This is a genomic window from Lachnospira intestinalis, assembly GCF_040095895.1.
Taxonomy (GTDB): domain Bacteria; phylum Bacillota; class Clostridia; order Lachnospirales; family Lachnospiraceae; genus Lachnospira; species Lachnospira intestinalis.
Map to the genome: position 1 here is coordinate 200,340 of NZ_JBBMFS010000005.1, position 14,831 is coordinate 215,170.

The 14,831-nt window shown below is 44.0% G+C and carries 12 protein-coding genes and 1 pseudogene; all 13 read left to right on the forward strand.

From position 1 onward, the window contains the following. Positions 1–27: 27 nt before the first annotated feature. The 13 genes and pseudogenes from WMO37_RS07880 to hisC all read left to right on the forward strand — a co-directional run bounded on the left by WMO37_RS07880 (position 28) and on the right by hisC (position 14,815). Complete coding sequence (locus WMO37_RS07880; RefSeq protein ID WP_022431688.1) at positions 28–1,509, forward strand: alanine/glycine:cation symporter family protein; 1,482 nt, start codon at positions 28–30, stop codon at positions 1,507–1,509. Further along, positions 1,502–2,029 carry a nitroreductase family protein gene (locus WMO37_RS07885; RefSeq protein ID WP_349154747.1) on the forward strand — a complete coding sequence of 176 codons (528 nt, stop codon included), beginning with the start codon at positions 1,502–1,504 and terminating at the stop codon, positions 2,027–2,029. The genes WMO37_RS07880 and WMO37_RS07885 overlap by 8 nt, the downstream gene beginning before the upstream one ends. 18 nt (positions 2,030–2,047) lie before the next feature. After that, positions 2,048–2,632: a phosphatase PAP2 family protein gene (locus WMO37_RS07890; protein ID WP_022431690.1), complete on the forward strand. Its 585-nt coding sequence runs from the start codon at positions 2,048–2,050 to the stop codon at positions 2,630–2,632. Between the two features lie 179 nt (positions 2,633–2,811). Further along, positions 2,812–3,174, forward strand: coding sequence for a GntR family transcriptional regulator (locus tag WMO37_RS07895; protein WP_227090793.1), 363 nt, complete (start codon positions 2,812–2,814; stop codon positions 3,172–3,174). Beyond that, a pseudogene (locus WMO37_RS07900) lies at positions 3,175–3,327 on the forward strand (ATP-binding cassette domain-containing protein); the annotation flags it as partial. Between the two features lie 174 nt (positions 3,328–3,501). Then, positions 3,502–5,895: a phosphoketolase family protein gene (locus WMO37_RS07905; protein WP_022431693.1), complete on the forward strand. Its 2,394-nt coding sequence runs from the start codon at positions 3,502–3,504 to the stop codon at positions 5,893–5,895. 177 nt (positions 5,896–6,072) lie between these two features. Beyond that, positions 6,073–6,693, forward strand: a complete 621-nt coding sequence (locus WMO37_RS07910; protein WP_022431694.1) for a DUF4867 family protein — start codon at positions 6,073–6,075, stop codon at positions 6,691–6,693. A gap of 123 nt (positions 6,694–6,816) precedes the next feature. After that, complete coding sequence (locus WMO37_RS07915; RefSeq protein WP_349154749.1) at positions 6,817–8,301, forward strand: L-fucose/L-arabinose isomerase family protein; 1,485 nt, start codon at positions 6,817–6,819, stop codon at positions 8,299–8,301. Positions 8,302–8,388: 87 nt separating this feature from the next. Beyond that, complete coding sequence (gene xylB, locus WMO37_RS07920; protein ID WP_349154750.1) at positions 8,389–9,876, forward strand: xylulokinase; 1,488 nt, start codon at positions 8,389–8,391, stop codon at positions 9,874–9,876. Between the two features lie 18 nt (positions 9,877–9,894). Beyond that, positions 9,895–10,548 carry a fructose-6-phosphate aldolase gene (fsa, locus tag WMO37_RS07925; RefSeq protein ID WP_022431697.1) on the forward strand — a complete coding sequence of 218 codons (654 nt, stop codon included), beginning with the start codon at positions 9,895–9,897 and terminating at the stop codon, positions 10,546–10,548. Positions 10,549–10,637: 89 nt separating this feature from the next. Beyond that, complete coding sequence (locus WMO37_RS07930; RefSeq protein WP_349154751.1) at positions 10,638–11,828, forward strand: ROK family protein; 1,191 nt, start codon at positions 10,638–10,640, stop codon at positions 11,826–11,828. Positions 11,829–11,862: 34 nt separating this feature from the next. Then, entirely contained in the window at positions 11,863–13,734 is a 1,872-nt protein-coding gene (locus WMO37_RS07935) for a DUF2079 domain-containing protein (RefSeq protein ID WP_349154752.1), read from the forward strand. Positions 13,735–13,756: 22 nt separating this feature from the next. Next, positions 13,757–14,815, forward strand: a complete 1,059-nt coding sequence (hisC, locus tag WMO37_RS07940; RefSeq protein ID WP_349154761.1) for a histidinol-phosphate transaminase — start codon at positions 13,757–13,759, stop codon at positions 14,813–14,815. Positions 14,816–14,831 lie beyond the last annotated feature (16 nt).

A 14,831-nucleotide genomic window follows, 5' to 3' on the forward strand; every position in this document is an offset into this window, starting at 1 on the left:
TAATCAGGAAAGGATAAGGGAAAATTCATGTTAGATACCATTAATACCGCATTGACAACGATTGATGATTTTATCTGGGGACTGCCGCTTATTATAGCGATTCTTGCAGTCGGACTTTTTATGACATTCCGTTTAAAAGGACTTCAGGTAACGAAATTTCCGTTGGCGGTCAAAGAACTGTTTTCAAATGAGAGAAGCGGCGAAGACGGAGAAGTATCCAGCTTTGCGGCATTGTGTACGGCACTTTCGGCAACCATCGGTACGGGAAATATCGTCGGTGTTGCAACGGCTATGGTAGCAGGCGGTCCGGGCGCGCTGTTCTGGATGTGGATTGCGGCGATTGTCGGAACAGTTACCAAATATTCAGAATGTCTTCTTGCGGTGAAATACCGCGTTGTCAATGAAGACGGTCATATCTTAGGCGGACCGTTCTATTATATTGAAAACGGCATGGGACACAAGTGGAAGTGGCTGGCAAAGATTTTTGCGTTTTTCGGTGTAGGTGTCGGTCTTTTAGGTATCGGAACCTTTACACAGATTAATGGCATTACCAGTGCAGTCAACGGATTTTTTGATGCCAATAACGAATGGACCGTTGATTTATTTGGAAGAACGTATTCATGGACTGTTGTTATTACGGGTATTTTACTGACCGTCTGTGTGGCACTTGTTATTATCGGCGGAATCCAGCGTATTTCTTCCGTAGCACAGGTAATTGTGCCGTTTATGGCAGGCTGTTATGTGGTTGCGGTTGTTTTGATTCTTATTTTTAATTTTACGGCAATTCCGGGCGCACTGGTTGAAATTGTGCAGAGTGCCTTCGGTCTGCGTGCGGTAACGGGCGGAACAATCGGCGGTATGCTTATGGCAATGCAGATGGGTGTTGCCCGCGGTATCTTTTCAAATGAAGCCGGACTTGGTAGTGCGCCGATTGCGGCGGCAGCAGCCAATAGTGATTCACCGGCACAGCAGGGCTTAATTTCCATGACGGGAACGGTTATTGATACCATTATTATCTGTACGATGACAGGTCTTGCCATTACAATTACAGGTACATGGAACATCGGCTTACAGGGTGTTGCGGTTACAACGGCGGCATTTCAGCAGGGACTTCCGGTTCCGGCTAAGGTATCGGCATTTGTCCTCATGATGTGTTTGGTATTCTTTGCATTTACAACGATTCTCGGTTGGGATTATTACAGTGAAAAATGTCTGGAATATTTAGTCGGCGGCAGACAAAAGGTTGTAAAAGGCTACAGATGGCTGTATATTGTATGTGTATTTATCGGACCGTTTATGACGGTATCTGCGGTCTGGAAAATTGCAGATATTTTCAACGGCTTAATGGCGATTCCGAATCTGATTGCCATTGTGGCATTAAGCGGTGTGGTAGTTGCGGAAACCAGGAAATATATGGAACAGGTTGCGCAGGGTGAACGTGCCGGAGCCAAAAAGAAGGCAAAGGGCATGGAGAACGCACAGGAAAGCGAGGTAGTGTCAAATGAGTAACAATGTGGTATTAGATAATATTTTAACAAGAAGAAGCTGCCGGGCATATACAGACAGACCGGTCAGCAAAGAAGACTTAGATACTATTTTAAAGGCGGCAATTTATGCACCGAGCGGCATGAGCCGACAGTCATGGCAGTTTACGGTAATCCGTAAAAAAGAAAACATACAGGAACTGGCAAAGGTGGTAAGGGAAACGTTAAACCGCCCGGAAAGTTACAATTTTTACGATCCGAATGTCATTATTCTGGCATCCAATGAAAAAGACAATACAAACGGACTTGCAGACTGTGCCTGTGCAATGGAGAATATGTTTCTGATGGCACAGGAGCTTGGCATTGGTTCCTGCTGGATTAACCAGTTAAAGGAAATCTGTGACGAGCCGCAGGTACGTGCCGAATTAAAGCAGTTCGGTGTGCCGGATAACCATATCGTGTGGGGCATTGTAGACTTAGGTTACGCGGCACAGGAGCCTGTCTGCAAGGAAAAGAATGAAAATGTTATTGTATTTGCAGATTAAAGCTGCGGAAAGGTGCGTATGGAATTAAAAATTTTGCACTGGTTTGAAGAACTGCATAATCCGGTGCTGGATTTTCTGATGTATCAGATTACCTGTCTTGGAAACGGCGGATTGATCTGGCTGGTGATTGCGGCGGCAATGCTGTTTGTGCTGCCGAAGCGCTACCGGAAAACCGGTGCGACCGTGGTTGCGGCACTGCTCATTTCGCTGGTCATCTGTAACGGCATCATGAAAAATCTGTACCAGCGGGTGCGTCCGTTTCATGCAGACCCGACCTTTGAAAATCTCTACCGGGTCTTTGACAGGATTTACGACTGGTCATTTCCGTCAGGACACACCTCTGCCTCCTTTGCGGCGGCGGTGGCAATCCGCCTGTGGAATAAAAAAGAAGGCATCGGCGCACTGGTGCTTGCGGCACTCATTTCATTTTCAAGACTGTATCTGACGGTTCATTATCCGACCGATGTACTGGCAAGTGTCGTATTCGGTTCGGCATACGGCGGGGCAGCTTATCTGCTTATGAAAAAGGTGCTTGAAAAGCCGGGCAGACTGCGGAAAGTGCTGGTGGAAGGCGCATCGTATAAAACATTGTGGAAAAAATAAAGAAATAGCACTTGACGGTAAAGACCTCAAGTGCTATTTTTAGTTCATAGGTTAGTTACTTAACTAATTAACTATGTAACTGCGCAAGATAAAATAACATTCATGCGATTGATGTAAGTAGGAGCAAATTTTTATATCCGCCGGTGTGCGGTTAAATAGCATAAGGAATGAGGAGCAGAATGAATGAGATTTTAACACAGGAAAAGTCAATATATATCCAGATTAGTGAAATGATTGAAAACGACATTTTACGGGATATACTCTGCGAAGAAGAACGGGTGCCGAGTACGAATGAACTGGCGAAGCTGTATGCCATTAATCCGGCAACTGCCGCAAAAGGAATTAACATTCTGGTTGAAGCAGGGATTGTATACAAGAAAAGAGGGATTGGTATGTTTGTGGCGAAGGGAGCAAAGGAAGTGATTCAAAAAAAACGAAAAGATGCATTTTATCAGGACTATATTGCGTCCATGCTTGCTGAGGCGCAGAGCCTTGGCATCACGAAACAGGAACTGGTGCAGATGATTATGGAGGGAAAGTAAATGGAGAATCTGATTTGTAAAAATGCAGGAAAAAGCTATAAAGAAAAGACAGTTTTAAAAAATGTGAATCTGGAGCTTGAACCGGGTAAGATATACGGACTGATAGGAAGAAATGGTGCGGGAAAGACGACACTGTTATCCCTGATGTCCGCCTAGAATCCCGTATCGGGTGCAGGCAGCAGGTGACACAATTCTAAAATTTATCGGAAAAGTTTCATAAAAGAAGATATTGACATTGGGCGGTTGTGTGATATTATGTAAATGGCTTTTGTAAAAACATTTTACAAAACGTTGAAATGAAATCAACAGGAAGAAAGGAAGATTTACATGAACACAGAAACGACATGCGTTGAAAAACAGCCTTTGACAGATGCTTACCTTGAAAAAATGAATGCGTACTGGAGAGCGGCAAACTATTTATCAGCAGCCCAGCTGTATCTGCTGGATAATCCACTGCTTCGCGAACCGTTAAAGCCGGAGCATATCAAGAAAAAGATTGTCGGACACTGGGGAACCGTTCCGGGACAGAATTTTGTATACTGCCACATGAACCGTGCGATTAAAAAGTACGACCTGGATATGGTATTGATTTCAGGTCCGGGACACGGCGGCAACTTCTTTGTATCCAACTCTTACTTAGAGGGTACATACAGTGAGGTTTATCCGAATGTCAGCGAAGATATGGATGGATTAAAAAAGCTGTGTAAGCAGTTCTCATTTCCGGGCGGTATTTCAAGCCATGTAGCACCGGAAACACCGGGTTCTATTAATGAAGGCGGTGAGCTGGGTTACTCCATTGCACACGCTTTTGGTTCTGTATTTGATAATCCGGATCTGATTACAACCTGTATTGTCGGTGACGGTGAAGCAGAAACAGGTCCGCTTGCAACAGCATGGCATTCCAATAAGTTTTTAAATCCGGTAACAGATGGTGCAGTGCTTCCGATTCTTCACTTAAATGGATATAAAATCAGCAACCCGACAATTTTCTCACGAATTTCACATGATGAGATTGAAAGCTTTTTCCACGGCTGCGGCTGGAAGCCTTATTTTGTAGAAGGCGATGACCCGATGACTATGCACCGCAAAATGGCAGAAACCGTGGATACGGTTATTGAAGAAATCCATCAGATTCAGAAGGAGGCAAGGGAAAACGGCAAGACTGAAAGACCGTTCTGGCCGATGATTGTACTTCGTACACCAAAGGGCTGGACAGGACCGAAGGTTGTAGACGGAAAGGAAATCGAAGGAACATTCCGTGCGCATCAGGTTCCGATTATGATGGATAGACCGGAACATTTACAGATGTTAGACGAATGGTTAAGAAGCTACAAGCCGGAAGAACTGTTTGATAAAGAAGGAAGATTGATTCCAGAATTAAAGGCACTTGCACCGGAAGGGGATTCAAGAATCAGTGCCAATCCGCATGCAAACGGCGGTAAACTGTTACGGGATTTACGCCTGCCTGATTTCAGGGAGTATGCAGTAGATGTTCCGTCACCGGGTGCTAAAGAAGGTCAGGATATGATTGAGCTGGGCGGATTTATCAGAGATATTTTTAAGCTCAATGAAAAGACCAGAAACTTCCGTATCTTTGGACCGGACGAAACGATGTCTAACAGACTGGGTAAAATTTTTGAAGCAACCAATAGGGATTGGAACAATGCATTAAAGGACAATGATGAATTCCTTGCAAAAGACGGACGTGTTATGGACTCTATGCTGTCAGAGCATATGTGCGAGGGCTGGCTGGAAGGTTATCTTTTAACAGGACGTCACGGTTTCTTTGCAAGCTACGAAGCATTTATCCGAATCGTGGATTCCATGGCGGCACAGCATGCAAAATGGTTAAAGGTATGTTCACAGCTTCCGTGGCGCCAGTCTATTGCCTCATTAAACCTCATTTTGTCTTCTAATGTATGGCAGCAGGACCACAACGGATTTACACATCAGGACCCGGGCTTCTTAGACCACATTGCCAATAAGAAAGCAGACGTTGTCAGAATGTATCTGCCACCGGATACAAACTGCCTGTTATCTTGCTTTGACCACTGTATCAGAAGCCGTGATTATGTCAATGTACTGGTAACTTCAAAGCACCCAAGACCACAGTGGCTGACCATGGAACAGGCTGTAAAGCACTGTACACAGGGTGTCGGTATCTGGGAGTGGGCAAGCAATGACCAGGGACAGGAACCGGACGTAGTTTTAGTCGGCTGCGGTGAAACACCGACCATGGAAGCCCTTGCGGCAGTCACCATTCTGCGCGACAATCTGCCGGAATTAAAGATTCGTTTCATCAATGTTGTCGATTTGTTTAAATTGCAGTCCAATACACAGCATCCGCATGGATTGTCCGATACGGACTACGATGCACTGTTTACAAAGGATAAGCCGATTATCTTTGCATTCCACGGCTATCCGACACTGATTCATGAACTGACATACTACAGACACAACAGAAATCTGCACGTATTCGGCTATCAGGAAGAAGGAACGATTACAACACCGTTTGATATGCGTGTCCAGAATGAAATCGACCGTTTCCATCTGGTAGAAGCCGCTGTCAATGCGCTGCCGCAGCTTGGAAACAAGGGCGCGTACCTGCTTCAGAAAATGCGTGACACACTTGTAGCACATAAGCAGTACATCAGCGAATACGGCATGGATTTACCGGAGGTACGCGACTGGAAGTGGCATACACCGGAAAACAACGATTAAAATGAATAAAAATTCATACTTTATTCATAAAAAAACAATAGAAAATGATTGAAAAACATTGACATAGGTGTTAAAATAATAAAAGCTTTTAAAAAACACTTTTCTAAAAGCTCTAAAGTTTAACAACCTATGTCAATGTTGTATTTGACAGAAATATTTATCTGAAATGGAGAAACGATGGAAATTATCAGTGTGAAAGAAAAGGAATTTAAGGAGTACGGAAAGGTTATTGAGGGGCTGGACGTAGCGCAGCTTTTACAGAAAATGCAAAAGACACCGTTGCCGGACGATGTCATTTACGAACCATCTGATGCATCCCTTGAAGCGCTTGAGGTGTGTGAAGTTTTAAGGAGAAGCGTATACGGCGGACTGCCGGTACAGATTGGATACTGTAACGGACACAACGAAAAGTTGAACGGTTTAGAGTATCACAGAAGCTCAGAAATCAATATCGCTGTGACTGATATGATTTTACTGCTTGGAAAACAGCAGGATATAGAGTCAGATGACACGTATGACACCGCAAAGGTTAAAGCCTTTTTCGTACCGGCGGGAACGGTGATAGAAGTTTATGCGACAACCCTGCATTATGCACCGTGCGGTGTAGATAAGAAGGGTTTCCGCTGTGTGGTAGTGCTTCCGAAAGGAACAAATTATCCGATAGAACAGCCGCATTTATTAAAAGAAGATAAGCTTTTAGCTGCGTCCAACAAATGGCTGCTGGCGCATGAAGAAGCAAAGATAGCAGGCGCATTTAACGGGCTGAAAGGTGAGAACATTTCCATCGGAAATCTGTAACAGCACAGACGGCAAAACAGCCGGTTTAAAAAGTAAATACAAAAAACAAATGTTAAAAATAAAAAACATCAGGAAAATCAGAAAATATAAGGGTGCCGCAGTGTCGGCAGAATGGAGGACAAAATGAATAATATGCCAGAAATGAAGGTCGGAATCGTCGCAGTCAGCAGAGATTGTTTCCCGGAATCTCTTTCCGTAAACAGAAGGGAAAATTTAGTAAATGCATATACACAAAAGTATGGAAAAGACGACATTTACGAATGTCCAATCTGTATTGTTGAGAGTGAAATCCATATGCAGCAGGCATTAGAAGATATTAAAAAGGCAGGCTGTAATGCGCTCTGCGTATACCTTGGCAACTTCGGACCGGAAATTTCAGAAACCATGCTTGCAAAGTATTTTGACGGACCGAAAATGTTTGTTGCGGCGGCCGAGGAAACCTCCGCAGACGGCGGACTTGTACAGGGCAGAGGTGATGCATACTGCGGTATGTTAAATGCAAGCTACAACTTAAAACTGCGTAATGTCGGCGCTTACATACCGGAATATCCGGTCGGAACCGCAGAAGAATGTGCAGACATGATTCATGAATTTTTGCCGGTGGCACGTGCAGTATATGGACTCAATCACTTAAAGATTATTACTTTCGGTCCGCGTCCGACGAATTTCCTCGCCTGCAACGCACCGATTCAGCAGCTCTACAACTTAGGTGTTGAAATCGAAGAAAATTCAGAACTGGATTTATTTGAAAGCTTTCACAAGCACGCAGGCGATGAGAGAATCCCGGCAGTTGTAAAGAGCATGGAAGAAGAACTCGGCACAGGCAACAAAAAGCCGGAAATATTAAACAAGCTTGCACAGTATGAACTGACACTGCTTGACTGGGTAGAAGCACATAAAGGCTCCAGGGAATTTGTGGCAATTGCAGGAAAATGCTGGCCGGCATTCCAGACACAGTTTGGTTTTGTACCGTGTTATGTCAATTCAAGGCTGACTGCCATGGGAATCCCGGTTTCGTGTGAAGTCGATATTTACGGTGCATTAAGCGAATTTATCGGCTACACGGTAAGCAAAGACGTTGTAACACTGTTAGATATTAACAATTCCGTACCGGCAGACATTTATAACGAAGATATCAAAGGAAAGTTTGACTATACACAAAAGGATACGTTTATGGGCTTCCACTGCGGCAATACGGCGGCATGCAAGCTGTCCTTCCATGAAATGCGCAATCAGATGATTATGGCACGCTCCCTGCCGGAAGAAGTAACAAACGGTACATTAGAAGGGGATATTGTTCCGGGTGACATTACATTCTACAGATTACAGGGAACGGCAGAAGGCGGTATCCGTGCTTACATCGCACAGGGCGAAGTCCTTCCGGTAGCAACAAGGTCTTTTGGTGCAATCGGTATTTTTGCAATTCCTGAAATGGGCAGATTCTACAGACACGTATTAATCGAAAAGAACTTCCCGCATCACGGTGCGGTTGCATTCGGACATTTCGGAAAAGCCATTTTTGAAGTATTTAAGTATATTGGTATCGAGGATATCGGATTTAACCAGCCAAAGGGCATGCTTTATAAGACGGAAAATCCGTTTGGCTAAGATACCATAGATAAAAATATACGGCCGGTTTATACCGCAGGCGCATGAACCGGCGCAGATAAAAATGCCTGTGGAATGGAGAAAAATATGTATTATATTGGTGTGGACTTAGGGACTTCTTCTGTAAAGCTTCTGCTTATGGATAAACAGGGGACGGTTGTAAAAACGGTTTCAAAAGAATATCCGATTTCGTTTCCAAAGCCCGGCTGGTCAGAACAGAATCCGTATGACTGGTATGAACAGTCGGTTGCGGGAATCCGTGAACTGACAGTGGGCATAAAGAAAGAAGAAGTGGCAGGTATCAGTTTTGGCGGACAGATGCACGGACTGGTAATTTTAGATGAAAATGATAAGGTGATTCGCCCGGCAATCCTTTGGAATGACGGCAGAACGACAAAAGAATGTGAATATTTAAACAATACAATCGGCAAAGGAAAGCTGACAGAGTACACGGCAAACATCGCATTTGCGGGATTTACGGCACCGAAGATTTTGTGGGTACGGGAAAATGAACCGGAAAATTTCCAAAAAATCCGTAAAATCATGCTGCCAAAGGATTATCTGGCATACCGTTTTTCCGGTGTACACGCAACCGATGTATCGGATGCATCCGGGATGCTTTTATTTGATGTCAAAAACCGCTGCTGGTCTGAGGAAATGTTAGAAATATGCGGTATTTCAAAAGACTGTATGGCAAGAGTTTTTGAAAGCTATGAATGTATCGGACATCTGACAGAGGAAGCAGCAGAAAAACTGGGGCTTACAACAGATACGGCAGTCATTGCGGGAGCCGGGGACAATGCGGCGGCAGCAGTCGGCACGGGAACGGTCGGTGACGGAAGCTGTAACATTTCACTGGGTACAAGCGGTACAATTTTTATTTCAAGCATGACATTTGGTGTTGATGCAAATAATGCCCTTCATGCATTTGCCCATGCAGACGGTCATTATCATTTAATGGGATGTATGTTGAGTGCTGCCTCTTGTAATAAATGGTGGCTTGATGATATAATAGGTACAGGTGACTATGCAAAGGAGCAGGAAGGCATTACCGATGAGATGCTTGGCAGCAATCATGTTTTTTATCTGCCATATCTGATGGGTGAACGTTCTCCGCACAACAATCCGCTGGCACGGGCAACGTTTACAGGCATGACGATGGACACGACAAGAACCGATATGACACAGGCTGTTTTAGAGGGGGTTGCATTTGCAATCCGGGATTCCTTTGAAGTGGCAAAAAGCTTAGGTATGAAGATTACCGAAACCAAAATCTGCGGCGGCGGTGCAAAAAGTCCGCTGTGGCGCAAGATGATTGCCAATATTTTAAATATAAGGGTATGTGTACTGGATAAAGAAGAAGGACCGTCCCTTGGTGCGGCAATGCTTGCGGCAGTCGGCACGGGTGCTTATGAAACGGTAGAAGCGGCGGCAGGACAGATTGTCCACGTTGTGGATACGATTGAACCCGATGCAGAAATTGCGGCACGCTACGAAGAAAAGTATCGTCAGTTTCAGCAGATATACCCGGCATTAAAACCGGTGTTTGATAGTATAGCACAGAGTTCATTTTAGTTTAGAATCGAGGAGAGTATGAAGTTTTTTATTGATACAGCGAATGTAGAGGATATTAAAAAGGCGAATGATTTAGGGGTGATTTGCGGGGTGACGACGAATCCGTCACTGATTGCAAAAGAAGGACGGGATTTTAAAGAAGTCATTCAGGAGATTGCATCTATCGTAGACGGACCAATCAGCGGGGAAGTCAAAGCCACGACAACCGATGCCGAAGGCATGATTGCAGAGGGCAGGGAGATTGCCGCAATCCATCCGAATATGGTTGTTAAAATTCCGATGACGGCAGAGGGCTTAAAGGCAACCAAAGTATTATCAGGCGAAGGCATCAAGGTCAATGTCACTTTAATCTTTTCAGCCAATCAGGCACTGCTTGCAGCAAGAGCGGGTGCGGCTTACGTATCGCCGTTTCTTGGCAGATTAGACGATATTTCACAGCCGGGGATTGACTTAATTCAGACGATTGTAGACATTTTCAGCAATTATGACATTCAGACAGAAATCATCTGTGCAAGTGTCAGAAATCCAATCCATATTACAGACTGTGCACTCGCAGGTGCGGACATTGCGACCGTACCGTACAAGGTTATTGAACAGATGATTCACCATCCGCTGACCGATGCGGGCATTGTAAAATTCCAGAATGATTATAAAGCAGTTTTTGGTGAATAAATTCAGTTCGCGATTCCTTAGGCATTAAAATGCCTGCGGAATGGAGATTAGAAGATACAGATAAACGCCGTCTGCGGCATGGAGGAAGTATGATTACAACGGAAAAAATCACAACAACGGACGTAAAACGTTTCAATAAAAACCGAATATTCCGGCTGATTCATTATGCGGATAAGATTTCAAGACAGGAGATAGCGGATATTTTACAGTTATCCCTGCCTACGGTTAATCAGAATTTAAAGCTTTTATTAGAGAAAAATCTGATTGACTTTGTGGGGAATTTTGAATCAACAGGCGGTAGAAAGGCACAGGCAATTACGGTAAACGGGATGTCAAAGTGTGCGGTCAGTGTCAATCTTTCAGATGCCGGCATTAAAGTGTCCCTTGTCGATTTAAAAGGGGAGATTGTCTTTTCGGAAAAAAAGAGCATTTCTTTTACGGAAGATGCCGTTTACAGTGAGAGTATTGCGCAGCTTGTAAAAGATGTGATTTCCCGCAACAATGTCGCAGACGAAGATGTTTTGGGTGTGGGAATCACAATTCCCGGTATTTTTGATAATGACAATAAGACACTGGTGTTCTCCCCGACCATGGGAATCCGCAATTATCCGATAGCGGAGCTTACCAAAGCAATTCCTTATACCTGCCGTGCAACCAATATTACAAGGGCAAATGCGTATGCGGAATTCTGGTTTGACAGAAAATTTGAGAATCTGACTATGAATAATGTGGAGGATTTTAACCGTTCTGCGGCATCGGGTCAGTCTGATGCAAAGCTGTACGTCATGTTAAATACAGGTGTCGGCGGGGCATATATCGATAAAGAAAAATTACAGACCGGTGTGCATAACCGTTATGGCGAGTTTGGACATATGACGATTCATCCACATGGCAGAAAGTGTTTTTGTGGAAAAGAAGGCTGTTTTGAAGCGTATGTGTCAGCAAGACGGCTTTCGACGGAGCAGGATTGTACGCTGGATGAATTTTTCAGCCAGTTACAGCAGGAAAATCCCCGTTTTATCAAGGTGTTCGAGGAATATTTAGATGATTTGACAACAGGCATTAACAACCTGTATATTATGTGTGATGGAAATGTTGTTGTCGGCGGTCCGGTTGCAAAATATCTGGTACCGTATCAGGATAAAATCCGCAGAATGCTGGTTGAAAAGTATTCATTTGATACGGACGGTTCGTATTTCAGTTTTGCACAGTGTACGGCAGAACAGGCAGATACCGGGGCGGCACTGATGTTTCTTGGAGAGTTTATCAGTAATATCTAAGGAGTAGCGGGGCAGATATGCCACGGTGTAAAAAATGATGAATACCATGAAGAATTTCAGAAAGAATTTTAATTTAAAACACTGCGTCATAAGATTTATTATGGCGTGGTGTTTTGTCTGTCTTATAGAGGCAGTATGGATTGCGGTGACGGCAAAAAAGAAGATGAGTACTTTATCGTATGTAGGTGAAGTGCCGGTTGCTTTACATATACTGACGATTGCCGTTTTGTTTGCTGTATTGTATATCTTGTTTGAAAAAATAAAAAATATCCGGACAGAAAAAATGCTGCTGGTACTGGTAACGGTGCTGTATGCATTCACCGCAGTTATTCAGACACCGGATGTCTGGTTTTGTACCGGGATGGTGCTGTTGCTGACATTTACGTTTTCTTATGCGTTTGAGTCGGAAGCCTGTACAGATATCGATATGGATAATACAGCCGGAACGGCGACTCAGGCGGGAACATCGCAAGTCAATACGCAGAAAAAAGGCGAACTGTCCGGCAGAAGGGGTCTGCACATCATTTGTATTGTATCCGGTGTCCTTTTTGTGTTGTTTACGGGTGGCTGTACAGCATTGCGGGTGCTTGCCTATGAAGCACCGAATTTTGACTGCGGGCTGTTCTCACAGATGTTTCACTATATGAAGACAACATTTACGATGAATACAACCAGTGAGCGTGACCACCTGTTATCGCATCTGTGTGTGCATATCTCGCCGGATTTTTATCTGCTTCTGCCGTTTTATGCACTGTATTCAAAGGCAGTGACATTACAGGTCATGCAGGCAGTGGTGATTGCACTTGGGATTGTGCCCTTGCTCGGCATTTGTAAAAATCACGGCTTAACCCGCATGGAATCCGCATTGACAGTGAGTGCATACTGCCTCTATCCGGTAATGAGCGGCGGTTGTTTTTACGATATCCATGAGAATCTGTTCCTGCCGCTGTTTATATTGTTGTTTTTGTATTTTCTGGAAAAGGAAAATTTAAAGGGCAGTATCATCAGTCTAATCTTACTGCTGGGGGTAAAAGAAGATGCGGCGGTGTATGCGGTGTGTATTCTTGTTTACATGCTGTTTGTCAAGAAAAAGACAGGCTGGAAGCGCCACAGTATCATGCTTGCGGCAAGTCTGCTGTATTTTATTTTTACAACGGTGCTTTTGTCGGTCATCGGGGACGGTGTCATGACATACCGTTTTGACAATATGGTGTACGGGGACAGCGGCAGTATGTCTGGCATGATCCGCACCGTGCTTGCAGACCCAGCGTATCTGGTGACACAGGTACTTACACAGGAAAAGCTTGAATTTATCATGCAGACAATGGGCGCACTGCTGTTTTTACCGCTGGTGTCAAAAAAATGGTCCCGCTATATTTTAACAGTACCCTACATTTTGTTTAATTTAATGTCGGATTACACGTATTTTCACAGCATTTATTTTCAGTATGCATTCGGTTCGGGTACACTGCTGTTTTATCTGGCAGTAGTCAATCTTTCGGAATTAAGACGGGAGCTGCGCGTGCGTGCCGTTCCGATGCTTGCAGCGGCATGTCTGCTGTTTTTCGGGGCAACGGTATATCAGAGAAGCTCGGTTATAGAGCGCTACAATTCGGCATATAATCAGGAAGTTTATGCCAATTTTAACGAAGCACTGTCCCTGATTCCAAAAGATGCCGGCGTGACGGCAACCACCTTTTTGTGTCCGGCACTTTCCGACAGGGATATTCTTTATGAATTGTATTACACTGATAAAACCACAGAGTACATTGCGCTGGATCTGCGCACAGGCAGTACGGATTTTAATGTGGATGATTATTTAAATAACGACCGTTATGAAACCATTTATTATAAGGCATTTCAGATTGCAGTGTTTAGGGATTTGCAGTATAATGATGAAAAATGAGCATTGGAGGAAAGTATCAGTGATGAGAGCATGGGAAAAGAACATTAGGAGAGTAGAACCATATGTACCGGGCGAACAGCCAAAGGTGGATAATGTCATTAAGTTAAATACGAATGAGAATCCGTATCCGCCTGCACCAAAGGCATATGAGGCAGCAAAAGCATTTGATATGGATAAGTTAAGATTATACCCGGACCCGGAGTGTTCTGCACTGGTTCATTCAATTGCACAGTATTACGGCATGGATGATAATGAGGTGTTTACCGGTGTCGGTTCGGATGATGTGCTTGCCATGTGCTTCCTGACCTTTTTTAACTCCGAAAAGCCGGTATTATTCCCGGATATTTCGTATTCATTTTACAGTGTATGGGCGGATTTATACCGGATTCCGTATGAAACACCGGCGTTAAACGACAAGTTTGAGATTGTGCCGGAGGATTATTTTAAGGAAAACGGCGGTGTGATTTTCCCGAATCCGAATGCACCGACAGCCCTGCATATGGATTTGGAAAAAGTCGAAGAAATTATCCGTCACAATCAGGATGTAGTTGTCATTGTGGATGAAGCGTATATTGATTTTGACGGCAGGTCTGCAAGAGAACTGGTTCATAAATACGACAACCTGCTGGTTGTACAGACATTTTCAAAATCCCGCTCCATGGCAGGTATGCGAATCGGCTATGCATTTGGTAATAAGGATTTAATCAAGGCATTAAACAATGTGAAGTTTTCATTTAATTCTTATACAATGAATGCACCGACATTGGCATACGGCGTGGCGGCAGTGGAAGATGATGCTTATTTTAAAGAATGTGTGGAAAAAATTAAAAATACAAGAGAAGAAGCGAAAAAGCAGCTTATGGCACTTGGTTTTACTTTCCCCGATTCTACGGCAAACTTTATTTTTGCGACACATCAGCGCGTACCGGCAAAGACGATTTTTGAAGAATTAAAGAAAAGAAATATTTATGTGCGCTATTTTAACAAGCCGCGGATTGACAATTATTTAAGAATTTCCATCGGAACCGATGCGCAGATGCAGGCACTGTATGCCGCATTAAAAGAAATCGTAAATGCATAGGGCAGAGGGGAAAAGA